Annotated in this window: 21 protein-coding genes; 13 read left to right on the top strand and 8 right to left on the bottom strand. The window is 56.4% G+C overall.

Annotation, left to right across the window (positions count from 1 at the left end):
- Position 1: 1 nt before the first annotated feature.
- The 6 genes from RB2501_RS04200 to pheS all read left to right on the top strand — a co-directional run bounded on the left by RB2501_RS04200 (position 2) and on the right by pheS (position 6,566).
- Positions 2 to 772, top strand: a complete 771-nt coding sequence (locus tag RB2501_RS04200; RefSeq protein ID WP_041326978.1) for an SH3 domain-containing protein — start codon at positions 2 to 4, stop codon at positions 770 to 772.
- Between the two features lie 59 nt (positions 773 to 831).
- Entirely contained in the window at positions 832 to 1,140 is a 309-nt protein-coding gene (locus RB2501_RS04195; protein WP_015753503.1) for a hypothetical protein, read from the top strand.
- 73 nt (positions 1,141 to 1,213) lie between these two features.
- Positions 1,214 to 2,797, top strand: a complete 1,584-nt coding sequence (locus RB2501_RS04190) for a SulP family inorganic anion transporter (RefSeq protein ID WP_015753502.1) — start codon at positions 1,214 to 1,216, stop codon at positions 2,795 to 2,797.
- Between the two features lie 19 nt (positions 2,798 to 2,816).
- Positions 2,817 to 3,446: a carbonic anhydrase family protein gene (locus RB2501_RS04185; protein WP_015753501.1), complete on the top strand. Its 630-nt coding sequence runs from the start codon at positions 2,817 to 2,819 to the stop codon at positions 3,444 to 3,446.
- A 117-nt stretch (positions 3,447 to 3,563) separates the two neighbouring features.
- Positions 3,564 to 5,429 carry a SulP family inorganic anion transporter gene (locus tag RB2501_RS04180; protein ID WP_015753500.1) on the top strand — a complete coding sequence of 622 codons (1,866 nt, stop codon included), beginning with the start codon at positions 3,564 to 3,566 and terminating at the stop codon, positions 5,427 to 5,429.
- 117 nt (positions 5,430 to 5,546) lie between these two features.
- Entirely contained in the window at positions 5,547 to 6,566 is a 1,020-nt protein-coding gene (pheS, locus tag RB2501_RS04175; protein ID WP_015753499.1) for a phenylalanine--tRNA ligase subunit alpha, read from the top strand.
- On the opposite strand, the gene RB2501_RS04170 is transcribed toward pheS, so the two are convergent.
- Entirely contained in the window at positions 6,567 to 7,103 is a 537-nt protein-coding gene (locus tag RB2501_RS04170) for a YciI family protein (RefSeq protein WP_015753498.1), read from the bottom strand.
- Positions 7,091 to 7,564 carry a CYTH domain-containing protein gene (locus RB2501_RS04165; protein ID WP_015753497.1) on the bottom strand — a complete coding sequence of 158 codons (474 nt, stop codon included), beginning with the start codon at positions 7,562 to 7,564 and terminating at the stop codon, positions 7,091 to 7,093. Before RB2501_RS04165 ends, RB2501_RS04170 begins: the two co-directional genes overlap by 13 nt.
- Positions 7,565 to 7,629: 65 nt before the next feature.
- On the opposite strand from RB2501_RS04165, the gene dinB reads away from it, so the two are divergent.
- Positions 7,630 to 8,730 carry a DNA polymerase IV gene (dinB, locus tag RB2501_RS04160; RefSeq protein ID WP_015753496.1) on the top strand — a complete coding sequence of 367 codons (1,101 nt, stop codon included), beginning with the start codon at positions 7,630 to 7,632 and terminating at the stop codon, positions 8,728 to 8,730.
- 89 nt (positions 8,731 to 8,819) lie between these two features.
- Here the strand turns inward: dinB and pyk are convergent, their stop codons facing one another.
- From pyk to RB2501_RS04135, 5 genes are all read right to left on the bottom strand, one after another.
- A complete protein-coding gene (gene pyk, locus RB2501_RS04155) occupies positions 8,820 to 10,262 on the bottom strand; it encodes a pyruvate kinase (protein WP_041326977.1) in 1,443 nt (480 codons plus the stop codon).
- 7 nt (positions 10,263 to 10,269) lie between these two features.
- Complete coding sequence (locus RB2501_RS04150) at positions 10,270 to 10,731, bottom strand: IPExxxVDY family protein (protein ID WP_015753494.1); 462 nt, start codon at positions 10,729 to 10,731, stop codon at positions 10,270 to 10,272.
- 59 nt (positions 10,732 to 10,790) lie between these two features.
- Positions 10,791 to 11,528, bottom strand: coding sequence for a ribonuclease III (rnc, locus tag RB2501_RS04145; protein WP_015753493.1), 738 nt, complete (start codon positions 11,526 to 11,528; stop codon positions 10,791 to 10,793).
- Positions 11,529 to 11,535: 7 nt separating this feature from the next.
- Positions 11,536 to 12,786: a beta-ketoacyl-ACP synthase II gene (gene fabF / locus RB2501_RS04140; protein ID WP_015753492.1), complete on the bottom strand. Its 1,251-nt coding sequence runs from the start codon at positions 12,784 to 12,786 to the stop codon at positions 11,536 to 11,538.
- A 112-nt stretch (positions 12,787 to 12,898) separates the two neighbouring features.
- Positions 12,899 to 13,132: an acyl carrier protein gene (locus RB2501_RS04135; protein WP_009778413.1), complete on the bottom strand. Its 234-nt coding sequence runs from the start codon at positions 13,130 to 13,132 to the stop codon at positions 12,899 to 12,901.
- 152 nt (positions 13,133 to 13,284) lie between these two features.
- Here RB2501_RS04135 and purN point away from each other — a divergent pair, with 152 nt between their 5' ends.
- The 4 genes from purN to RB2501_RS04115 all read left to right on the top strand — a co-directional run bounded on the left by purN (position 13,285) and on the right by RB2501_RS04115 (position 17,460).
- Positions 13,285 to 13,863 (top strand): phosphoribosylglycinamide formyltransferase, encoded by a 579-nt coding sequence (gene purN / locus RB2501_RS04130; RefSeq protein WP_015753491.1) that lies wholly within the window; start codon positions 13,285 to 13,287, stop codon positions 13,861 to 13,863.
- Positions 13,856 to 14,491, top strand: a complete 636-nt coding sequence (locus tag RB2501_RS04125) for a ribonuclease H1 domain-containing protein (RefSeq protein WP_015753490.1) — start codon at positions 13,856 to 13,858, stop codon at positions 14,489 to 14,491. Before purN ends, RB2501_RS04125 begins: the two co-directional genes overlap by 8 nt.
- Positions 14,492 to 14,596: 105 nt before the next feature.
- Positions 14,597 to 15,523: a PfkB family carbohydrate kinase gene (locus RB2501_RS04120; RefSeq protein WP_015753489.1), complete on the top strand. Its 927-nt coding sequence runs from the start codon at positions 14,597 to 14,599 to the stop codon at positions 15,521 to 15,523.
- A gap of 38 nt (positions 15,524 to 15,561) precedes the next feature.
- On the top strand, positions 15,562 to 17,460 hold the full coding sequence (locus tag RB2501_RS04115; RefSeq protein WP_015753488.1) for an amidophosphoribosyltransferase: 1,899 nt from the start codon (positions 15,562 to 15,564) through the stop codon (positions 17,458 to 17,460).
- Positions 17,461 to 18,236: 776 nt separating this feature from the next.
- Here the strand turns inward: RB2501_RS04115 and RB2501_RS04110 are convergent.
- The gene (locus RB2501_RS04110; RefSeq protein ID WP_041326975.1) at positions 18,237 to 18,845 is read right to left on the bottom strand and encodes a superoxide dismutase; all 609 of its coding nucleotides are present in this window, start codon (positions 18,843 to 18,845) and stop codon (positions 18,237 to 18,239) included.
- Positions 18,846 to 18,958: 113 nt separating this feature from the next.
- On the opposite strand from RB2501_RS04110, the gene RB2501_RS04105 reads away from it, so the two are divergent.
- Positions 18,959 to 22,078, top strand: coding sequence for a UvrD-helicase domain-containing protein (locus RB2501_RS04105; protein ID WP_015753485.1), 3,120 nt, complete (start codon positions 18,959 to 18,961; stop codon positions 22,076 to 22,078).
- Positions 22,079 to 22,080: 2 nt separating this feature from the next.
- Entirely contained in the window at positions 22,081 to 23,274 is a 1,194-nt protein-coding gene (gene kbl / locus RB2501_RS04100) for a glycine C-acetyltransferase (RefSeq protein ID WP_015753484.1), read from the top strand.
- The last annotated feature ends 58 nt before the right edge of the window (positions 23,275 to 23,332 follow it).

Here is a 23,332-nt window from a genome sequence, read left to right as displayed (position 1 = left end):
AATGAAGCGGATACATAGGATACCCATCTTGCTCCTGATGCTCCTGGCCGCCCCGCTCGGGTGGTCGCAGGCGGATTCCCTTTTCCATAAAGCCACGGAGGCTTACAACGAAGGGGCATACGAGGAGGCCGTCGGCTATTACGAAGCGATCCTCGGGGACAACCGGCATTCCGCCGCCCTCTATTACAACCTGGGGAACGCGTACTACAAAATGGGGGAAATCGCCCCGAGTATCTACTACTATGAAAAAGCGCTGCTCCTGGACCCCGCGGACCCGGAGATTCGGAACAACCTCGCCTTTGCGCAGAACATGACCCTCGATGCCATCCAACCGCTCCCGCAAACCGAAATTTCCCGCGCATACGAAAGCCTGCTCTACCGGTTTGGCATCGACCAGTGGGCCTACCTGGGGATCGCTTTTATGATCTTGTTTGTCCTCGGTTCCCTGGCCTTTTATCAGTTGTCGAGCCCGAACAAAAAACGGATAGCCCTGCTGGCCGGGCTGCTGTTCCTGCTGCTGGCCACCGCATCCACGACCCTGGCATACCTCCAGCACCGGGCTTACCTGCAGGACCAGCCGGCCATAATCTTTGCCGGGGAAGTTGCGGTCCGGACCGAGCCCAACCGGGGGTCGGAGACCGCTTTTCAGCTGCACGAGGGGACCAAAGTTCAGGTGCGCGACTCCCTGGCAGACTGGCGAAAAATTGAACTGGAAGACGGGCAGACCGGCTGGATGCCCGCTGAAGCCCTCCGTTTGCTGAAAGACTTTTAAAATTTAGTTAACAGGACGGTTCCGTATACTTTCTTATTTTTGCGGCAACCAATACGCGTATGCCATCCAAGCCATTTCTTATAGCAATCCTGGGTTTCTGGGCGCTGTCCATTATCGGTTCGCCCCTGGCCTGGCTATATCAATCCGAGGAGACCATCGCGATTACCATGAATACTGCCGAGGAAGAGTCTGGAAAAACCGTTAAGGTAGATCCCCTCGAAGAAAAACTGATCATTCACAACCTCATGCCCTATTCCGAAAATTGGGCATATTCCATTCCCCGTCCGGGGTTTAGTTCCACCTGTGACGAATCCGATTTTATCGGGGAAATCCTCCTGCCACCCCCCGAAGTACAGCTGTACGCCTGATTACGCCAATTAATAACAGCTTACTAATCTCCGCGCCCCGGTAACCGGGTCTGCGGAATCAATTCGTTCTTCCATGTTTAAACATATCAAGCAGGATCTTCCTGCAAGTATCGTCGTCTTTTTTGTGGCTATCCCGCTATGTCTCGGGATTGCCCTGGCCAGCGGGGCCCCCCTGTTCTCCGGACTGATTGCCGGGATCATCGGGGGGATCGTCGTTGGCGCGCTCAGCGGCTCCCACATTGGGGTCAGCGGCCCGGCAGCCGGGCTTGCCGCCATCGTCCTCACGGCCATCGGGGCCCTGGGGGGGTGGGAAAACTTCCTGGTAGCCGTCGTCCTGGGTGGCGCCATCCAGATTCTCTTCGGCGTTTTGCGCGCCGGGATCATCGGCTATTATTTTCCTTCTTCCGTTATTAAAGGAATGCTCACCGGTATCGGGATTATCATCGTCCTAAAACAGATTCCGCACTTCTTCGGATACGATTCAGATCCGGAAGGGGATTTTGCCTTCTTCCAGGTAGACGGGGAAAACACCTTCTCCGAGGTGTTCAACGCCCTGAACAATATCTCCCCGGGAGCGACCATCATCGCACTTATCGGCCTGGGCATCCTGATCCTCTGGGAGAAAGTACTCTCCAAGAAGGCCAAAATATTCCAATTGATACAGGGGCCCCTGGTGGCCGTGGTTGTCGGAATCCTTTTTTATGTTTTCACCCAGGGCAACGAGCTCCTCGCTATCGCCCCCGAACACCTGGTGAGCGTTCCCGTTCCCGAGGATGCTGCATCTTTTGTCTCCCAGTTCAGCTTCCCGAATTTTGCGGTCATCGGCCGGCCCGAAATCTGGGTTACCGCCTTTACCATTGCCCTGGTGGCCAGCCTGGAGACCCTCCTCTGCGTGGAAGCCACGGATAAACTCGACCCCGAGAAACGCGTAACCCCCACCAACCGCGAGTTGCTGGCACAGGGAACCGGGAATATGCTTTCCGGCCTCGTTGGCGGCTTGCCCATCACCCAGGTAATCGTCAGGAGTTCGGCCAATATCCAGTCCGGCGGGAAGACCAAACTGGCCGCCATCATGCACGGTTTTTTCCTGCTGATCTCGGTGATCCTGATTCCGACATTGCTCAACATGATCCCGCTGTCCGTACTGGCAGCCATCCTTTTCCTGGTGGGTTATAAACTGGCCAAACCTTCGCTTTTCAAGGAGATGTACATCAAGGGCTGGAAACAATTCGTCCCGTTTGTGGTTACCGTGGTGGGGATTATCTTCACCGACCTGCTGATCGGGATCGGACTCGGACTGGGAGTCGGCATCGTCGTGATCCTGATCAAGAGCTACCAGAATTCCCACTTCCTGCATATCCAGGAGAAAGACAACGGGAAGCACCGGGTAAAAATGACCCTGGCCGAGGAAGTTACGTTTATCAACAAGGGCGCTATCCTCAAGGAACTGGACAGTCTGCCGGAAAACACCTATCTTGAACTGGATGTGCGTAAAACCCGTTACCTGGACAACGACATCATCGAAATCCTGGACGATTTCGCGCTGAAAGCGAAAAACCGGAACATCGACATCCTGCTGATTTCCGAGCGGGGCGAAGCTCACAATCCGCCGAGCTACCTGGAATTTTTCAACCTCCGCCCCAAGAAAACTGCATAAGAACCTAAACAATTATCACATGAAAGCACATACTAAAGAAACCCAGGCAACCATGACGCCTGATAAGGCATTGCAATTCCTCAAGGAGGGCAACCAGCGGTTTCAACAAAACCTGAAAGCCAACCGCAACCTGCTCGAACAGGTCAACGATACGGCAGAAGGCCAGTTCCCGTTTGCCACCATCCTGAGTTGCATCGATTCCCGGGTATCCGCCGAGCTCGTATTCGACCAGGGCCTGGGGGATATCTTCAGCATTCGTATCGCCGGCAATTTTATCAACCAGGACATTCTGGGAAGTATGGAATTTGCCTGCAAACTGGCAGGAACCAAATTGCTGGTGGTTCTCGGCCACACGAGTTGCGGGGCCGTAAAAGGGGCCTGCGACCACGCGCGCCTCGGTCACCTGACCACGCTGATCAACAAGATCGAACCGGCAGTCACTGCGGTAAAAGAACCCCAGGACGAATCCCTGCGGAACTCCAAGAACCTGGAATTCGTGGACGCCGTATCCGAGGTCAACGTCAAAATGGCCATCGACCAGATCCGGGAGCAGAGCAAGATCCTCAGCGAAATGGAGAGCGACGGCGAGATTGCCATTGTCGGCGCCATGTACGACATCAGCAACGGGGCTGTGACGTTTTACGAGTAATCCCGGGCCTGATTCCCCGGGGACAGGAACCCCCAACGAAAAAAGCCGGCACGCACTTGCGTGCCGGCTTTTTCAGTTTTTTGTTTGTATCTTCTGGTGCCACAAGCAACCGCAACCATGAAGCAACTTTTTGCCCATTTCAGGGGAGACCTGTTCGGGGGAATCACCGCCGGGATCGTCGCCCTTCCCCTGGCCCTGGCCTTTGGGGTCAGCTCCGGGCTCGGGCCGAGTGCCGGCCTCTACGGGGCTATTTTCATCAGCTTTTTCGCAGCCCTTTTCGGGGGGACCCCCACGCAGATATCCGGGCCCACCGCTCCAATGACCGCGGTGAGCATGGTGATCATCGCCAGTATCATCGCCGTCAACGACGGGAGCGTGGAACAGGCCATGCCCGCCATCCTCACGGTATTCCTGCTCGCCGGGCTGATGCAGATCGGCCTCGGCCTGGTAGGGCTGGGCAAATATATCCGGTATATCCCCTACCCGGTTGTTTCGGGCTTTATGACGGCTATCGGAGTAATTATCATCGTCACCCAGATCCTCCCTGCCCTGGGGTATTACCCCAAGGAGGACGAAGAATTTGTAAGCCGATTCAAGCCCCAGGCAGAAGAGCTTATCCTCGAAAATATCCTGAAAGAAGAAGCGGGGGAAGGTATCCTCGTACTCGAGAATTTCGAAGAAACCATCAACCGGGCCGATGAAATCACCGAAGCAGCCATCCGGAAGGAATCCGCCACCCTCGCGGCCAAAGAGGCCAGCGGGGTAATCGGCGCCCTGCGGGTCATGGATCGGGCACTGAACAACATCAACTGGCTGGAAGTAGCCCTGGCCCTGGCGACCATCTTTATCATCTACGGGTTCAAACGGATTACCACCGCCGTCCCCAGTACCCTGGTGTCCCTCCTGGTGGTCTCGGGTGCTGCCGTGGGCCTGGGCCTGGACTACCGGCCCATCGAACAAATCCCCGAAGGCTTCCCCATCCCGAATCTGGAAATCCTCACGGAATTCCGGCTCGGCACCATTACCCCCTATGTTTTTACTGCGCTGACGCTCGCCTTGCTGGGGGCCATCGACTCCCTCTTGACCTCAGTGGTGGCCGACAACATGACCAAGACCAAACACAAACCCAACAAGGAACTGGTGGGCCAGGGGATTGGCAACAGCATCGCGGCCGTATTCGGCGGCCTCCCTGGGGCCGGCGCCACCATCCGGACCGTTGTGAACATCAATTCCGGGGGTAAAACGCGCCTCTCCGGGATGATTGCCGGCATCCTTTTGCTGGTGGTCCTGCTGGCCCTCGGGCCTATTGCCTCCCAGATCCCGGCAGCCGTCCTGGCGGGGATTCTGATTACCGTAGGGATTGCCGTGATGGACTACAAGGGCCTCCGCGCCATCCCCAGCCTGCCCAAGGATATTACCCTGGGGCCCGTCAAGCTGAGTTCCGAGGTAATTGTCATGCTGGTGGTACTCGTGTTGTCCACCTTCTGGAACCTCGTCTACGCGGTGGGTATCGGCCTGGTGATCGCCTCCCTGATGTTCATGAAAAAAATCGGCGACCTGACGGCCCAGCGGTCGGACGTGAAATCCCTCAACGATGAAAAGGCCTGGCCGGACGAGGGCAACTTCCCCGCAAAACTCCGGGAAGAGGTGTTTATCAAGCATATCAAGGGGCCGTTGTTCTTCGGGACCACCAGCGATTTCCAGAGCCTGGCCGACCAGATACCCCCCACAGCCCAGGCGGTGATCCTCCGCCTCGGGAGGATGCAATACATGGACCAGTCCGGCCTCTACGCCATGGAAGACGTGCTGCAGGAATTGCAGAGAAAGCAGGTCATCCCCCTGTTCGTGGACATCCAGGATCAGCCGCGGTATATGATGTCGCGAATCGACATCATCCCGGACCTCGTGCCGGAGGAGCATATTTTTGAATCCTTCAGGGCCTGTGTGGCCTGGGTGCGGGAGAATATCCCGGATACCGTTTGATCGGGTATCCGCCCGGGGCGTTTTGAAGGGTGAAATGCCTTTCCGGTTGCCGGAATTGTTTACCTTTGTCCCTGCTTTAAAACCCTGGACGCTTGCCGCGTCCGTGCATCGAGCAGCATGATCGACCAACTGAAAGAACATCTGGAAACAGTACGGGAATTCCAGGCGGACACCCCGGAAGCCATCGAAGCGTTTCGCATCAAATACCTCGGCAAAAAGGGGTTGCTAACCGCTTTTTTTGCGGAACTGAAAAACGTGCCTGCGTCCGAAAAGCGGGAATTCGGCCAAACCGTAAACCAGCTGAAAAATGCAGCTGCGGAAAAGGTGGACGCCCTGCGGGAGGCCCTGGAAGCCGGGAAGCAAGCCGAAACGCGCTACGGCGACCTCACCCGCCCCGGGAAGCCCCTGGAAGTGGGCTCCAGGCACCCGATTTCACAGGTGAAATACCGGATTATCGATATCTTTTCCCAGATTGGGTTTACCGTGTCGGAAGGCCCGGAAATCGAAGACGACTGGCACAACTTCACCGCCCTGAACCTGCCGGAATACCACCCGGCCCGGGATATGCAGGACACCTTTTTTATCCAGACCGACCCGGACATCCTACTGCGGACACACACCTCGTCGGTTCAGGTGCGCTACATGGAAAACAACAAACCGCCCATTCGGACCATTTCGCCCGGCCGGGTTTACCGAAACGAGGCCATTTCTGCGCGTTCGCATTGCTTTTTTCACCAGGTTGAAGGCCTGTATATCGACAAGGGGGTTTCCTTTGCAGACCTGAAGCAGACCCTCCGCTATTTTACCACCGCCCTCTTCGGCAAATCCAAAATCCGCCTGCGTCCCTCCTATTTCCCGTTTACCGAACCCAGTGCGGAAGTAGATGTGTACTGGGGGCTTGAAACCGAGACGGACTACCGGATGACCAAAGGCACCGGATGGCTGGAAATCATGGGCTGCGGGATGGTAGACCCGAACGTACTGGAGAACTGCGGCATCGATTCCAAGACGTATTCCGGGTTTGCGTTCGGCATGGGTATCGACCGCATTGCGCTCCTGCTCCACCAGATCCCGGATATCCGCCTGCTCAGCGAAAACGATGTCCGCTTCCTGCGCCAGTTCCGGAGCCTGCGCTGATCAGCGAAGGGGGAATCCTTTAGCCGCCCACCAGGGGTGGATTTCAATTTCGAGCCGGCCGGCGCGGACAGCCGGATCCAATCGGGCCAGGGAATCCGCCATTTCCAGGGTTGGCACGTTGTAGATGGTCACGCCCCGGATGTCCCCGTCATCCCCGAATGGCCCGGAAATATCCGCGTATCCCAATTCGTACATACGCCCCAGATGGGCCAGGTGCAACTGCTGCAGGCTGTCTGCCTCCTCCTGGCTCTGCGAACGGGAACCGCCCCGTTTCAGGAAGGCCATGAAATACTGCTGCATCAGTACGGTATCCCCGGTTTTCTCATCGACGTAATCAAATACCTGGTACCCTTCGGAAACCAGGTTTTCCCGCAGTTCCCCGAAGCTTTTTTCCCTACTCGTCCCCGCAGCGGGTTCCCCGGACGGCGATTCCGGTAATCCGGGCGAATCCGCAGGCGTGTTGCGGGATTGTTCGCCGCAGGCGCTCAGTGCTATGGCCAGTATGAAGATGCCGGCTCCGTATATCAATCGTTCCATGTGCTATAGGGTTTGATGCTTAATTGCGAATTGTAATAAGCCGGATTGCCGGTTACCTCCTTCCCAAGCCATTCGGGCCTGGAAAAATCTTCATCGGCACGTGCGAGTTCCACCTCTGCCAGGACCAGGCCGGCGTTTGCATCCCGGAATTCATCCACTTCAAACACGTGGCGCCCGGAGGGCACCTCGTACCGGGTTTTGCGGATCGGGGTATCCGTGCACAGTGCCAGCAGCGATTCGGCATCCCCGGGAGGAATCTCGTATTCCCATTCCTGGCGGGTAGTCCCCGCCTGCGTGGTCAGGCCCTTGATGGTAATCCAGGCCTTTTCGCCGGAGCGCCTCACCCGGATGGTCCGCTCAGGATCCGTGCTTAAGAACCCCTGTACCATTTCCCTGCGTGAGGTGGCGTGGTCCCTGTACGCCCCGGATACCACCAGGAATTTTCGTTCAATCTCAAGCATGAATTCGTATCGGTTCGCAACCCGCTGCCAGGCCCCTTCCGGTTAAATATACCGTAAATTTGCGTATGGAAGAATCGCGGGAATTGCGAAAGATCATCCACATCGACATGGACGCCTTTTTTGCCTCCGTGGAACAGCGCGACCAACCGGAACTCCGCGGCCGTCCCATTGCAGTGGGCGGGGGAGCCAAACGGGGGGTGGTGGCTGCGGCGAGTTACGAGGCGCGTACATTCGGCGTCCGTTCTGCCATGAGCGGGGTACAGGCCCGGCGCCTCTGCCCGGAGCTCGTGTTTGTCAAGCCCCGGTTCGATCGCTACCGGGAGGTGTCCCGTCAAATCCGGGGGATCTTCCTGGAATACACGGACCTGGTGGAGCCCCTCTCCCTGGACGAGGCGTACCTGGACGTGACGGCCAACCGCAAGGGGATGCCTTCCGCCACGCTGATCGCCCGCGAAATCCGCAGGCGCATCCTGGAGGAAACCGGCCTGACCGCCTCCGCCGGGATCTCCGTCAATAAATTTATCGCCAAGGTCGCCAGCGATTTCAACAAGCCCAACGGACAGAAAACCGTCCCCCCGGAAGACGTACAGGAATTCCTGGAATCCCTGGAGATTCGGAAATTCCACGGCGTGGGCAAGGTGACGGCCGAAAAAATGAATGCCCTGGGGATCTTTACCGGTGCCGACCTTCGCAGGCAAAGTGAACATTTCCTCACCGGCCATTTTGGCAAGAGCGGGCACCACTACTACCGGGTGGTCCGGGGGGTACACGACAGCCCCGTGCAGCCCAGCAGGGTCCCGAAATCGCTGGGGGCGGAGCGGACTTTCAGCGAAAACCTTAGCAGTGAAGTATTTATGGTTGAAAAACTGACGAAGATTGCAGAAGAGCTCAGCCGCCGACTAAGGACCCGCAACCGTTCGGGTAAAACGATTACCCTGAAGATCCGGTACAGCGATTTCAGCCTGCAAACCCGAAGCCGCACGCTGGCGGAGTACATCGATTCTCCCGAACGTATCCTGGCGGCAGCCCGGGACCTCCTCTACCAGCAACCCCTTGAGAACTCCGTACGCCTGTTGGGGATCTCCCTGTCGAACCTGGATACGGAAAAAGAGAAAACCGAATCCGGGGAGGATTCGGTTTCCGTACAATTAAAGTTTGAATTTTAAACGCAAGGGCGGGCCTTGTGGGCACGAACGCGGGAAGAGCCCCGGGGGGCACGAACACGTAGGCAGGCCCGGGGGACACGGTGGCCGGATCAGAAATTACAACTGTCGATCTCGGTAACCCGCAGCGTATTGACCATCCCTTTGTCCTTGATCGGCATGGCCGCCAGGCTGATGAGCATGTCGCCGGCTTCCAGGTATCCCTTCTGGCAGGCGATCTTGTTGACGTCTTCGATGGTCTCGTCCGTGGACACAAACCGGTCGTAGTAAAATGCCTTGACTCCCCAGAGCAGGTTCAGCTGGGACAGTATCCGCTTGTTCGAGGTGAATACCAGGATATGCGCGCCCGGGCGCCAGGCGGAAATCTGGAAGGCGGTATACCCGCTGTTGGTCAGCGTGGATATTGCCTTCGCCTTGATTTCGTTTGCCATCAGCGCCGCGTGGTAGCAGACACTCTTGGTGATATATCGTTTGGTACGGACGTGGGGCGGGTCGTGTGGGACTTTGATGAGTTCCGAGCTCTCCACGCTTTTCAGGATACTCGACATCCGCTCAATAACCTGTACCGGATAATTCCCCACCGAGGTTTCCCCGGAGAGCATCACCGCATCGGCACCGTCCATCACGGAATTCGCCACATCGTTTACCTCGGCCCGGGTCGGGGTCAGGCTGGTGATCATCGTCTCCATCATCTGGGTGGCGATAATCACGGGGATACGCGCTTTTTTGGCGCGGAGCACCAGCCGTTTCTGAATCAGCGGAACCTCCTGGGCCGGGACCTCCACGCCCAGGTCTCCCCGGGCAACCATCAGGCCGTCGCAGTAAGCGACGATCTTGTCGATGTTGTCCACGGCCTCCGGTTTCTCAATCTTGGCGATGATCGGGATTTTGTGTTCCGAGTGCTTGTTGATCAGCTCCTGGAGGTCCATCAGGTCCTGGCTGTGGCGCACGAAAGACAGGGCCATCCAGTCCACGTCCTGGGAGATGGCAAACTCAGCATCCTTGATGTCCTTTTCGGTCAGCGCCGGCAGGGAAATGTTCGTGTTCGGCAGGTTGACCCCCTTCTTGGACTTGAGCGGCCCGCCCTGGATGACCTTCGCCTTGACGCTGTCTTTTCCGTTGGTCTCGAGGATTTCAAATATCAGTTTCCCGTCGTCCAGGAGGATGCGTTCCCCGGGCTTGACGTCCCTCGGGAAATTCTCGTAATTCATGTACACCTCCTCGGCCGTACCTTCAAAAGGTTTCCCGGTCTTGAAGAGGATTTCGTCCCCGGGGGCCACCACCACCTCTCCGGACATCACGCCCACGCGGAGCTTGGGGCCCTGCAGGTCGGCAAGGATTGCCGTGTAGAGGCCGAGTTCTTCACTGAGCTCCCGGATCATCCGGATCCGGTTACCGACATCCTCGTAATTGGCATGGGAGAAATTTATGCGGAAAACGTCCACTCCGGCTTCGATCATCCGGCGAAGGACTTCCTTGTCGCTGGTGGCCGGGCCGAGGGTGGCCACTATTTTCGTCTTTTTATGGCTTGGCATATCTGTTCTAGAAAATTAGGTTCTGTTTGGATTTCAGTTCTGAAGCCTCCAGGCGGTAGGCTGTGATAATTTTTTCGACCGAAAGCAGTCTGGCAACCAGCTTTTGTTCCCCGTCCTCCCCGTCGAGTTTCAGGAAGTAGTCCACTTCCTTTTTTTCCGGGATCAGGTAATGACGCCTGTGGCTGGGTTCATCCGGGAACAGGCCCGCTGCCGGCCCGGCACCCGTGCTGATGCCTGAATTGCGCACCAGGGTCCACTCCCGCTGGTTCGCTTCGTCCTTGTACTGGAACAGGGGAAAATTCACCTGTCGGTCCAATTCCAGATCCTCCCGCAGGCGCCGCAGCTTGATGGAACACGCCTGATTCAGCGCGTATGCCAGGGCGTAGTCCTCTAACTGGCTGTGGATTGCGAAAAGGCCGAAAGTAGTGTCCTGCAACAGGTCTTCCCAAATGTTCAGCGTTGCGCCCATTCCGGTTTTTGACGAATCGTAAATATAACGGTTCTGCCCGAATCCACCTAGTTCAGGGCCTATTCGCTGTCCATTTTATTCTGGAGTGCAAAGAATGCACGTCGCGATGCCTTTTCTTCCGCTTTCTTCTTGGAGGTGGCGCGGGCCTTGGCCAGGATGCGGCCGTCGATATGCAATTTGACTGCAAAATGCTTCACCGGGTCGTTGCCCGTATCCTCATATACCTCAAATTCAAATTCCTTTTTCTGCTTCTGGCACCATTCAATCACCAGGCTCTTGTAGCTGATTACCTGGCCTTCGAGTTGTTCGATATCCACATAGGGCTCAATCACCCGGCTCTGGATAAACTTTTCACAGTACTTGTACCCCCGGTCCAGGTAGATGGCCCCGACCAGTGCTTCAAAGACGTTGCCGTGGATGTTCTCCCCAAAGTGGGCCTTGGGAATCCGGCTTTCGACAAAGTTCAGCAACCCGAGGTCCTTGCCCAGTTCGTTCAGGTGTTTCCGGCTGACGATCTTGGAGCGCATCTTGGTGAGGTAGCCCTCATCCCCGGCGGGTACTTCATTGTACAGGTGCTTGGAGATGATGGTCCCCAGCATGGAATCCCCCAGGAATTCAAGCCGTTCATAATTCATCGGGTGCCCGTTCTTATCTTTCTTGTTGACCGACCGGTGGAGGAATGCGCGCTTATAAACCTCCAGGCTTTTCGGCTTGAACCCCAGGATCCGGCTGATCCCCAAAAAAAAATCCCCATCCTCCTTAGGATGGGAATTAAAGATGTTGCCGGGAAATGTCATACGGGGTTCAGCTTATTTTCTTGAACAATACGCAGGCATTGTGCCCGCCAAACCCGAAGGTGTTGCTCATTGCCACCTGCACATCCCGTTTTTGTGCTTTGTTGAGTGTCAGATTGAGCTTCGGGTCGATATTCTCGTCCACCACCGAGTGGTTGATGGTCGGGGGGACAATCCCGTGTTCCATGGCCAGGATGGAGGCGATGGCCTCAATAGCCCCGGCGGCCCCAAGCAGGTGGCCGGTCATGGATTTGGTGGAATTGATGTTCATTTTCGGCGCATGCTCCCCGAATACCTGGGAAATTGCCTTGAGCTCCGCCACGTCCCCGAGGGGGGTGGAGGTCCCGTGCGTATTGATGGCGTCCACTTCTTCCGGGGAAATCCCGGCGTCCCGCAGGCAGTTCTCCATAACCCGTACCACCCCGATGCCGTCCGGATGGGGGGCTGTCATGTGGTAGGCATCGCTGCTCAGTCCGCCGCCGACCACCTCAGCGTAGATTTTGGCACCGCGGGCCTTGGCGTGTTCGTAATCCTCGAGGATTAAGGACCCGCCGCCTTCCCCCAGCACAAACCCGTCACGGGTTGCATCGAAGGGGCGCGAAGCCGTCTCGGGACTGTCGTTGCGCGTGGACAGGGCATGCATGGCATTGAAACCGCCCATTCCCGCAATGGTTACAGCCGCCTCGCTCCCGCCGGTGACGACCACATCGCAGTGGCCCAGGCGGATGTAGTTCAGCGCATCGATCATCGCGTTGGCCGAACTCGCACAGGCCGAAACAGTGGTGTAGTTCGGCCCCATAAACCCGTGCTTGATGGAAATATTCCCCGGGGCGATATCCGCAATCATCTTGGGGATAAAAAACGGGTTAAACCTCGGCGTGCCATCTCCTTCGGCAAAGTTGAGGACTTCGGTCTGGAAGGTCTCCAGCCCGCCGATCCCGGCACCCCAGATAACGCCTACCCGGAATTTGTCTACCGAATCCAGGTCCAGCCCTGCATCCGCAATCGCCTCGTCCGAACAGACCAGGGCGTATTGCGCAAAGGGATCCAGTTTGCGGACCTCCTTGCGATCAAAAAACTCCATGGGGTCGTACCCCTTCAATTCGCAGGCGAACTTGGTCTTGAACTTTTCTGTATCGAAATAGGTGATGGGAGCACATCCGCTTTTGCCATTCTTCAGGCCTTCCCAATATGCGTCTTTGCTGTTGCCAATGGGGGTAAGGGCTCCCAGACCGGTAACTACTACTCGTCTTAATTGCATGAAAGGAATCTGTTTGTCTGCTGTGTAACCCTGGTGTAAATTAAAAAAAATTATCCATGCAGCCCGATTACCACATGGATAATTTCAATTCGATTGATTGAATATCATGTACCTACTTGGCCTCCTCGATGTAGCTAATAGCCTGGCCTACAGTAGCAATATTTTCTGCTTGATCGTCAGGGATCTGGATATCAAATTCCTTTTCAAATTCCATTATCAACTCTACCGTATCCAAGGAATCCGCCCCCAGGTCGTTGGTAAAGCTTGCTTCAGCAACCACCTCATTTTCGTCAACACCCAGCTTATCAACAATGATAGCTTTTACTCTTGATGCAATGTCTGACATATTGTTTGGTTTTAAATTTAAATTGTTGGCAAAAATATAAAACTTTGGATTAAATACCTTAAATCCCGATAAAATGTACTCCAAATTAGCGATAAATCCAATAGCTATAGTACTTTTATCGCAAATTCCAGGCGCTGAATACAACATCCCCAATGCCTAAAAACATCATTTTATTTGCCTCGGGTTCAGGCTCCAACGCAGAGAATCTTACGAAATATTTCGAACGCGACCCCCGGGTCCGGATCCGGGCCGTGCTGGGCAACAACCTGCAGGCCGGGGTGGTTGAAAGGTGTAAGCGCCTGGGGCTCCCGTTCTACGGTTTTAACCGGGCCGCCTTTGAGGATCCCGGCGGGTTCGTGGGGGTGCTGCGCTCCTTTGACCCGGACCTGATTGTACTCGCGGGCTTTTTGTGGAAGGTCCCGGGGGAGGTTGTCCGGGCATTCCCCGACGCCATCATCAATATCCATCCGGCCCTGCTGCCTGCCTACGGGGGCAAGGGGATGTACGGGATGCATGTGCATCGGGCCGTGGTGCAGGACGGGGCGAAGCGCACCGGCATTACCGTGCATTACGTCAACGAGGCCTATGACGAGGGGGCTGTCATCATGCAGCAGGAGATCCCGGTTACCTCCGGGGATACTCCGGAATCGGTAGCCGAAAAAGTGCATGCGCTCGAATACGAGTACTTCCCAAAGGCCGTCGAATCTGTGTTATTTCCAGGCCATGGCTGAGAAAAATAAGTTCTACGTGGTATGGAAAGGCAAAAAACCCGGGGTCTATACGAGCTGGGAGGCCTGTAAAAAACAAATCCAGGGGGAAAAGGGAGCCCAGTATATGGGGTTCCCTTCCCGCGGGCAGGCCGAAATGGCTTACCGCGCCGGATACCGGGAAGCCGTTGCCAGGAAGAAACGGGCCAAAGGCGTTTCTCCGGAACAACTGGCCCGGGTTGGCCGGCCCAACCCGAATTCGATTTCCGTGGACGCCGCCTCCAGCGGCAATCCCGGGGTCATGGAGTACCAGGGGGTGGATACCCGGACGGGGAAGCGCCTGTTCCACCAGGGCCCCTTCCGGCAGGGCACCAATAACATCGGGGAATTCCTGGCCATCGTCCACGCCCTGGCCTACCTCAAGAAACAGGGCAGCAACCGCATCATCTATTCGGATTCGCGGACGGCAATGAGCTGGGTGCGAAAGAAAAAATGCAATACGAAACTGGAGGAAACCGAAACCAACCGGGACCTCTTCGACATGGTCCGTCGTGCGGTGCACTGGCTGGAGACCAACTCCTACGAGACCCCTGTGGTTAAATGGGAAACCCGTGCCTGGGGGGAAATCCCCGCCGACTTCGGGCGGAAATAGCACCTTTTTCCCGGATTCGCCCCGGCTTCCCGAGATTCCCCCGCACCCCGGGGAGCTGTCGCGCCCCAAAAGCGTATATTTGCAGCAAAATTGCACAGACACCCTATGGGGAAATTATTGATCGTGGGTTCAGTGGCATTCGACGCCATCGAAACCCCCTTCGGAAAAACGGATAAAATACTCGGGGGGGCCGCCCCCTTTATCGGCCTGGCTGCCTCCCACTACCGTGCGGACAGCGCCATCGTCTCCGTGGTCGGGGAGGATTTCCCGGCCAGCTACCTGGACCTGCTGCGCGAGCGGGGCATCGACGTCAGCGGCATTGAAGTGGTGCCCGGCGGCAAAACCTTTTTCTGGAGCGGCCGGTACCACAACGACCTGAACATGCGGGATACCCTGGTTACCGAACTGAACGTGATGGCGGATTTCCAACCCGTGGTCCCGGAAGCCTACCGGGATGCGGATATCGTTATGCTGGGCAACCTGCACCCGGACATTCAGCTGAGCGTCATCGGCCAGATGGATTCCCGGCCGAAGCTCACCGTGCTCGACACGATGAATTACTGGATGGACAACACCTTGGATACCCTGCTGCAAGTCATCGGGAAGGTAGATGTCATCACCATCAACGACGAGGAGGCCCGCCAGCTCAGCGGGGAGTATTCCCTGGTAAAGGCAGCCGAGGCCATCCACGAAATGGGACCGCGCTACGTGGTGATCAAAAAAGGGGAAAACGGCGCGTTGCTCTTTAACGACAGCCGGATCTTTTTTGCCCCGGCCCTGCCCCTGGAGGAGATCTTTGACCCGACGGGTGCAGGCGACACCTTTGCCGGAGGCTTTACCGGATACCTGGCACAGACACAAAACATCTCCTTCAACAACCTGCGCAACGCGGTGATCCACGGATCCAACCTGGCGTCGTTCTGCGTGGAGCGTTTTGGCACGGAACGGCTGATCCAACTCCGGCCACAGGACATCGACCAAAGGCTGGAGCGGTTCAGGGAACTGACCCAGTTTGATATAGAAGTTAAATAATGGCCCGGTATGCGGGCTTTTATTAATTTTGCGAGCATATGAGTGACGCCATCAAGCACGAATGCGGGATTTCCCTCATTCGCCTCCTCAAACCCCTGGAATACTACCAGGAAAAATACGGCTCGGCCTTTTATGGGGTAAATAAAATGTACCTCATGATGGAGAAGCAGCACAACCGCGGGCAGGACGGGGCGGGCTTCGCCAGCATCAAACTCGACATGCGCCCCGGGGAGCGCTATATGAGCCGCGTACGTTCCAATGCGTCCCAGCCCATCCAGGATATCTTCGACCAGATCAACGCCCGGATCAATACCTCCCTAAAGGAGCACCCGGAAGCCGTCAATGACGTCGCGTGGCAAAAACGGAACATCCCCTACGTGGGCGAACTGCTCCTGGGCCATGTGCGATACGGAACTTTTGGGAAGAACAGCATCGAAAGCGTCCACCCGTTCCTCCGGCAGAACAACTGGATGCACCGAAACCTGATCGTCGCCGGCAATTTCAACATGACCAACGTCAACGAACTGTTCGACAACCTGGTGCAACTCGGGCAGCACCCCAAGGAACTGGCCGACACGGTTACCGTTATGGAGAAGATCGGGCATTTTCTGGACGATGCGGTGGCCAAGATCTACAAGCAGATCAAGAAGGAGGGATACACCAAGATGGAAGCTTCGCCCATGATTGCCGAACGCCTGAAGGTGTCCAAGATATTGCGGAAGTCCTCCAAGAACTGGGACGGCGGTTATGCGATGGCCGGGCTGCTAGGCCACGGCGACGCCTTTGTCCTGAGGGACCCCTCCGGGATCCGTCCCGTCTACCATTATGCCGACGACGAAGTGGTGGTGGTTGCATCCGAACGGCCGGCCATCCAGACGGTTTTCAACACGGCCTATGAGGAGGTTCAGGAACTGCCGCCGGGCCACGCCATCATCGTCAAAAAAGACGGGGATGTACGCATCCGGCAGATCCAGGAACCCCGGGAGCGAAAAGCCTGTTCCTTTGAACGCATCTATTTTTCAAGGGGCAACGACAAAGAAATCTACCAGGAGCGGAAGGAACTCGGGAAACTCCTCTTTCCGCAGATCCTCGAAGCCATTGACCACGACATCAAACACACGGTTTTCTCATATATCCCGAATACAGCGGAAACCTCCTTCCTGGGGATGCTCCGGGAGGCCCAGAATTACCTGAACAAGAAAAAAGAGGAACAAATCCTCGCCCTGGGCCCCGATATCACCAGCGAGGAGCTGCACAACATCCTGGAGGTGCGCCCGCGCATTGAGAAAGTGGCCATCAAAGATGCCAAACTCCGGACCTTTATTACCCAGGACAGCAGCCGGGACGATCTGGTGGCCCACGTATACGATATTTCCTATGGCTCCGTGAACAAGGGCGACTACCTGGCAATAATCGACGACAGCATCGTGCGGGGGACCACCCTGAAAAAGAGCATCCTGCGGATCCTCGATAGGCTGGGGCCCCGAAAAATTATCGTGATATCCTCCGCCCCGCAGATCCGCTACCCGGATTGCTACGGTATCGACATGGCCAAACTCGAGGACTTCATCGCCTTCAGGGCTGCCCTGGAGCTGCACCGGGAAAGGGGAAGCATGGACGTCGTGGACAGCATCTACGAAAAATGCAAGGAGCAGCTGGCCAATCCGGAACGGGAAGCCGTTAACCATGTCAAGGAATTCTACGCCCCGTTCAGGACTCAGGAATTATCCGACAAGATTGCCGAATTGCTCAGCCCTCCCGAGATCCGGGCGGAAGTTCAGATCATCTACCAGACCATCAGCAACCTGCACAAAGCCTGCCCGGACAACCTGGGCGATTGGTATTTTACCGGAGACTACCCGACCCCCGGCGGCAACCGGGTGGTAAACCAGGCATTCGTCAATTTCCACGAGGGAAAAAACCAGCGCGCTTACTAAAAAACGCCCCCGGCGGTAAAAGGAAAAAATCGATGAAATGCACAAAATTGTGCATTTCATCGATAATATCTGCAGAATATCGGGTTTTTCCGATTCCGGCAGGGAACCCCTGTACTTTAGGATTGCCATAGCATAAGTAGGTTAAGTTCATGGTAAGATTTGGGGCAAAAAAGGTGGATTCTTATCCACCTTTTTTATTTTCCCCAACCGCCTCCCGGGGGTACCTCCTGGGAGAAAGTTCGCACGATGTCCAAGGCGTGCATGCCTCCCTCGTAAGAAGCTACAACCCGGCGTGCATTTCAACGGTTTTAAGCGGCGTTCATCCGAATGATTTTTGCATGGAAAACCCATGGCTTACATTCGTAGGACCATAGCATAAGTAGGTTAAGTTCATGGTAAGATTTGGGGAAAAAGGCAAGGGTAACACCTTGCCTTTTTTATATTGATGTACAGCCATTTACCCTTCCACACCCCGAATTTCGAGGCAAAAGAGCACGGCCGCCGGCTGGATAAGCCTTAAATATTTACCAATTTTCTTTGTTATTTCTCTTTATCCCAGTAATTTAGTACTTGCCATAGCATAAGTAGGTTAAGTTTATGGTAAGATTTGGGATGAAAAGGGTGGAGTTTCTCTGCCCTTTTCTGTTTCCCGTCCGCACCCGTTTTCCTCTCTATATTTCCCTCGCATATTTTCACCGTATTTCGCGATAAGCCATAAAAAAACCCCGGCATAATACCGGGGCTCAGTCACTTGACGGGGACCTTATTCGGGGACCTTATTTATGTGCGGCAAAATTTTCAGACACCTTGCTCCAGTTGATCAGGTTGAAAAATGCCTCGATGTAGTCGGGGCGCCGGTTCTGGTAATTCAGGTAGTAGGCGTGCTCCCAGACGTCGATGCCCAAAATGGGGTAACCGCCGCATCCCACACCGGGCATGAGGGGATTATCCTGATTGGGGCTGGAGCAAACCTCCACTTTACCTCCCGGGTGGACGCACAGCCAGGCCCATCCCGACCCGAACCGGGTAGCTGCCGCATTGCTGAACGCCTCTTTGAACTTATCGAATGACCCAAAAGCGTCGTCGATGGCCGAGGCGAGGTCGCCCGAAGGCTTTCCGCCACCATCCGGGGAGAGGATTTCCCAAAACAGGGAGTGGTTGAAGTAGCCGCCGCCGTTATTGCGGACGGCTCCGTTGCCCATGTCCAGGTTTTTGAGAATGTCCTCGATGGACTTCCCGTCCAGGTCGGTTCCTTCGATGGCGTTGTTTAATTTGGTCGTATAACCGTTGTGGTGTTTCGTATGGTGGATTTCCATGGTACGCGCGTCGATATGCGGTTCGAGCGCATCGTACGCATAGGGTAAATTCGGAAGTTGAAATGCCATATGTGTTCAGGTTTAATGTTAAAACTAGTTGTCTACCAAAACTAAGGATTTTAACAAACACTTTCCGCTAATTATTTGTTAAGAACCTCACGGTATTGCTTATTTTGCAGGGTATGACGCCACCAGGGGAAGCATTCCGGATATACAGTGCCTCGGCCGGGTCCGGCAAGACCTATACGCTTACCCGGGAATACCTGAAGCTGTTGCTTTCCGGCCAGGGCGGGCAACCCTTCCGGGAGATCCTCGCCATCACTTTCACCAATAAAGCGGTAGGGGAATTAAAAAACCGCATCCTCGACAGCCTGGAAGCCTTTGCGGGCGTCCGGGACGAAGCCGGCCGGCCCGTCTTGTTCCGGGACCTCCAGGACGAATTGGGGACCGACCGGGAAACGCTCGCCCGACGATCCGGGCGGGTGCTGCAGGAAATCCTGCACAATTACGCCTTCTTCGACGTGTCCACCATCGACCGGTTCAACCACCGCATCCTCCGGACTTTTGCCCGCGACCTGCAACTGCCGGCCAATTTTGAAGTCGTCCTGGATACGGATGCGCTGCTGGAACAGGCCGTGGAAAACCTGATCCTGCAGGCTGGGGAAGTGCCGGCACTCACCCGCGTACTGATCGACTACGCCCTTGAAAAATCCGCCGACGACCGCAGTTGGGATATCGCCAGGGACCTGGCCGATACGGGCAAGTTGCTCTTCAACGAAAACCATCGGGAATACCTGGATACCTTCCGCGGAAAGGGAATGGCGGATTTTGTCCGGCTCCGGGAAAGCCTGGCCGCCATGCGGGACGAATGCGAAGCCGACCTCCTCCGGACTACCTCCGAAATCCTCCGCGTTATTGAAAACAACGAGCTGGAACGCCTGGACTTCTCCCGGGGTTATTTCCCGGATTTTATCCGCAAGGTCAACGCCGGGGATTTTGACCAGAATTTCGACGCAGCGTGGAAGCGGGAATTTGCCGAAAAGCCCCTTTACAGCAAAAAGACGCCGGAGGACACAAAAGCATTGCTGGACGGGCTGCACCCGGAATTTGCCCGGCAGTTCGAAACCATCCGTTTGCGAATCTACCAGCGCGCGTTCCTGAGCAATGCTTATCAGAATAGCGCGCCGTTTACGGTCCTGGGGTTGCTGCAACTGGAACTGCAGCGGATACAGGAGGCGGACAGCCTGCTTCCCGTGGCGCGGTTTAACAGCATCATCGCCGAGGAACTGGCCGGCCAGCCCGCTCCCTACATATACGAACGGTTGGGCGAAAAATACCGACACTACTTTATCGATGAATTTCAGGACACCTCGGAACTGCAGTGGAAAAACCTGGTTCCGCTGATCGGGAATGCCCTGGAAGGGGAAGACCAGCAGGGCCGGCACGGCTCGCTGGTTCTCGTCGGGGACGTCAAACAAGCCATCTACCGGTGGCGCGGCGGTAAAGCCGAACAGTTCCTGGGCCTGATACAGGGCCCCGGCAACCCATTCTCCATCGACCCTACCCGGGCACCGCTTGAAAAAAACTTCAGAAGCTCCCAAACCATCGTAGACTTCAACAACGACTTTTTCTCGGTCCTCAGTTCCCGGCTCAGCAATGAGGCCTACAGCCGGTTGTTCCTCGATGGCAATCGCCAACTGGCGCATTCCCGTCAACCCGGGTGGGTGGAGATTCAATTCCAGGACCCCGACGCAGCAGACAGCGAAACGGCTTACCTGGACCGAACGGTTGAAATCCTGGAGCGCCTCAGGGGGGAGGGGTACCGGCTGGGTGACATCTGCGTCCTGACCCGGAGGCGGAAGGACGGGGTAGCGCTATCCGACCGGTTGCTGGCCGAAGGCATTCCGGTTATCTCCTCGGAAACCCTGTTGCTAGCCAACCATCCGACGGTCCGGTTCCTGGTAGATTTGCTCCGCCTCCTGCAGGACCCGTCCGACCCGAACCACGCCTATGGCGTACTTTCCTTCCTGGCCCCCGCCGGGGCAGGCACGCATGCGTGGATCCGCAACCACCTCGGGGATACCGGGGAATTGCTGGTGCAGGAATGGTCTTTTGACCCGGGGGTCATGCGGCTGAAGCCAGCCTATGATATTTTGGAGGAGGCCATCCGCAACTTCCGCCTGGGGGGAGCTGCCGACGCCTACCTGTTTGCACTCCTGGAACACGCCCTGGATGCCTCCCGAAACGGGGATGTCTCCCCGGGGACCTTCCTGGAATACTGGGACAGCAAAAAAGACAAACTGAGTATCGCAGCCCCCGAAAACCCGGATGCCCTCCGCCTGATGACCATCCACAGTGCCAAGGGTCTCGAGTTCCCGGTGGTCATCTTCCCGTTCGCGGATTCGCAGATTTACGGGGGAAAGAACCCGAAGCTCTGGCTCCCGGTGGACCCGGAGAGTTTCTGCGGGTTCTCCTACCTGCAAATCAGTTCCCGCAAGGAGGTGGAGCACTATGGGGCGGCGGCGGCAGCATGCTACCGGGAGGAGCGGGAAAAACTGGAGCTCGACGCCTTCAATGTCCTCTACGTGGCCCATACGCGGGCCATCCACGCCCTATTTGTCCTGACCGGGAAAGCGCCCGATGGGGAAACCCGCGAACCCGCCCGTTACACCGACCTGTATGCCAGCTATCTCCGCGCTACCGGAAAATGGGAGGACGCCACCTGTACCTACACCTTCGGATCCCCGGCCCCGGCCCCGGGACACCGCGAATTTCCGGTACGCAGTCCCTTACCCCTGGGATATTCTTCAAGGGATGCCGGGCGCCTCCGGGTCGTCACGCGGTCCGGCCGGCTTTGGGACAGCGCCCAGGAAGCTGCTGCAGCCTACGGGAATACGCTCCACCTGGCCCTGAGCCTGATCCGTACGGCAGCGGACCTGCCCGGGGTGATCCCGCGGCTTGTCGGGGAGGGGTTGCTGCCGGCAGAGGAAAAGGAGTCCCTGGCCAGGCTGCTGGAACAAGTGGTCCACCACCCGGAGCTCGCCCCGTATTTTGAGGAAGGGGCAGAGATTTACAACGAAAGGGACATCATTCTCCGAAATAAGGTAATTTTGCGCCCGGACCGGTTGGTAATTCAAGAGGGAAGGGCAGTAATCATCGATTACAAAACCGCCCGGCCTGCCCCCGGACACCGGGACCAGCTGCGGGGCTACGCCTCCGCCATCGAAGAAATGGGGCTGAAAATCGACCGGGCACTGCTGGTCTACATCACAGACAACGGAATCCAAACAGAAACCCTTTAATTATGTACGGGAAAATACAAGAACACCTGAAAAACGAACTGGAGGACATCCGCCAGGCAGGGCTATTTAAGGAAGAGCGCGTCATCACAAGTGCCCAGGGGCCTGTGATCCGGATTTCCACGGGGCAGGAAGTGCTGAATTTCTGCGCCAACAACTACCTGGGCCTCTCCGCCCACCCGGAAGTGGTCCGCGCCGCCAAGGATACGCTCGACAGCCACGGGTTCGGGATGTCTTCCGTCCGCTTTATCTGCGGCACCCAGGACATCCACAAAAAACTGGAACAGACCATTGCGGATTTTTACGGAACCGAGGATACCATATTATATGCGGCGGCCTTCGACGCCAACGGCGGGGTATTCGAACCGCTGCTCGGGCCTGAGGATGCCATCATTTCCGATTCGCTGAACCACGCCTCGATCATCGACGGGGTACGCCTCTGCAAGGCCATGCGGTACCGGTATGCCAATGCGGATATGGCCTCCCTGGAGGAACAGCTCCAAAAGGCCCAGGAGGACGGGGCCCGGTTCAAGGTCATCGTCACCGACGGGGTCTTCTCCATGGACGGCCTGCTGGCCCCCCTGGACGAGATCTGCGACCTGGCCGAAAAATACGATGCCCTGGTCATGATCGACGAATGCCATGCCACCGGCTTTATCGGGGAGACCGGCATCGGCACCCTGGAGGAAAAAGGGGTGCTCGGCCGCATCGACATCATCACCGGCACCCTGGGCAAGGCGCTGGGGGGCGCCATGGGCGGGTACACCACCGGGAAAAAGGAAATAATCGAAATGCTCCGGCAGCGGTCCCGGCCGTATCTGTTTTCCAACAGCCTCGCACCGGCCATCGTCGGCGCCTCCATCAAGGTGTTCGAACTGTTGTCCCGGGACGATTCCCTGAAAAAAACCCTGGACCGGAATACCGCGTATTTCAAAAAAGGGATGAAGGCGCTCGGGTTTGATATCGTCGACGGGGAGTCCGCCATCGTCCCGGTGATGCTTTACGACGCGAAACTGTCCCAGGAAATGGCCGAAAGACTGCTGGAAAAAGGCATCTATGTGATCGGGTTTTTCTATCCCGTGGTGCCCAAGGGGAAGGCCCGGATTCGGGTCCAGTTATCCGCTGCACACGAGCTCGAACACCTCGACAGGGCCATCATGGCATTCAAGGAAGTGGGCAGAGATCTCGGGGTCATCTGAACCCTGTAAAGACAGGCGATTTGGGACGAAAAAAATGGGAATATGATTTTGTTAATAA

It is taken from the genome of Robiginitalea biformata HTCC2501, from assembly GCF_000024125.1.
GTDB lineage: Bacteria > Bacteroidota > Bacteroidia > Flavobacteriales > Flavobacteriaceae > Robiginitalea > Robiginitalea biformata.
The sequence above is the reverse complement of the archived record's forward strand: the minus strand, read 5'-3'. Positions and strand labels throughout refer to the sequence as shown.

What these genes read in the sequence shown, in the direction of transcription:
- RB2501_RS04200 (WP_041326978.1), top strand. Translation starts at nt 2, where the DNA reads ATGAAGCGGATACATAGGATACCCATCTTGCTCCTGATGCTCCTGGCC.
- RB2501_RS04150 (WP_015753494.1), bottom strand. Translation starts at nt 10,731, where the DNA reads ATGGGCGCAACGCTGAACATTTGGGAAGACCTGTTGCAGGACACTACT.
- rnc (WP_015753493.1), bottom strand. Translation starts at nt 11,528, where the DNA reads ATGACATTTCCCGGCAACATCTTTAATTCCCATCCTAAGGAGGATGGG.
- purN (WP_015753491.1), top strand. Translation starts at nt 13,285, where the DNA reads ATGCCTAAAAACATCATTTTATTTGCCTCGGGTTCAGGCTCCAACGCA.
- pyk (WP_041326977.1), bottom strand. Translation starts at nt 10,262, where the DNA reads ATGCCAAGCCATAAAAAGACGAAAATAGTGGCCACCCTCGGCCCGGCC.
- pheS (WP_015753499.1), top strand. Translation starts at nt 5,547, where the DNA reads ATGATCGACCAACTGAAAGAACATCTGGAAACAGTACGGGAATTCCAG.
- RB2501_RS04185 (WP_015753501.1), top strand. Translation starts at nt 2,817, where the DNA reads ATGAAAGCACATACTAAAGAAACCCAGGCAACCATGACGCCTGATAAG.
- RB2501_RS04125 (WP_015753490.1), top strand. Translation starts at nt 13,856, where the DNA reads ATGGCTGAGAAAAATAAGTTCTACGTGGTATGGAAAGGCAAAAAACCC.
- RB2501_RS04115 (WP_015753488.1), top strand. Translation starts at nt 15,562, where the DNA reads ATGAGTGACGCCATCAAGCACGAATGCGGGATTTCCCTCATTCGCCTC.
- RB2501_RS04165 (WP_015753497.1), bottom strand. Translation starts at nt 7,564, where the DNA reads ATGCTTGAGATTGAACGAAAATTCCTGGTGGTATCCGGGGCGTACAGG.
- fabF (WP_015753492.1), bottom strand. Translation starts at nt 12,786, where the DNA reads ATGCAATTAAGACGAGTAGTAGTTACCGGTCTGGGAGCCCTTACCCCC.
- RB2501_RS04120 (WP_015753489.1), top strand. Translation starts at nt 14,597, where the DNA reads ATGGGGAAATTATTGATCGTGGGTTCAGTGGCATTCGACGCCATCGAA.
- RB2501_RS04190 (WP_015753502.1), top strand. Translation starts at nt 1,214, where the DNA reads ATGTTTAAACATATCAAGCAGGATCTTCCTGCAAGTATCGTCGTCTTT.
- RB2501_RS04180 (WP_015753500.1), top strand. Translation starts at nt 3,564, where the DNA reads ATGAAGCAACTTTTTGCCCATTTCAGGGGAGACCTGTTCGGGGGAATC.
- RB2501_RS04195 (WP_015753503.1), top strand. Translation starts at nt 832, where the DNA reads ATGCCATCCAAGCCATTTCTTATAGCAATCCTGGGTTTCTGGGCGCTG.
- RB2501_RS04105 (WP_015753485.1), top strand. Translation starts at nt 18,959, where the DNA reads ATGACGCCACCAGGGGAAGCATTCCGGATATACAGTGCCTCGGCCGGG.
- kbl (WP_015753484.1), top strand. Translation starts at nt 22,081, where the DNA reads ATGTACGGGAAAATACAAGAACACCTGAAAAACGAACTGGAGGACATC.
- RB2501_RS04135 (WP_009778413.1), bottom strand. Translation starts at nt 13,132, where the DNA reads ATGTCAGACATTGCATCAAGAGTAAAAGCTATCATTGTTGATAAGCTG.
- dinB (WP_015753496.1), top strand. Translation starts at nt 7,630, where the DNA reads ATGGAAGAATCGCGGGAATTGCGAAAGATCATCCACATCGACATGGAC.
- RB2501_RS04110 (WP_041326975.1), bottom strand. Translation starts at nt 18,845, where the DNA reads ATGGCATTTCAACTTCCGAATTTACCCTATGCGTACGATGCGCTCGAA.
- RB2501_RS04170 (WP_015753498.1), bottom strand. Translation starts at nt 7,103, where the DNA reads ATGGAACGATTGATATACGGAGCCGGCATCTTCATACTGGCCATAGCA.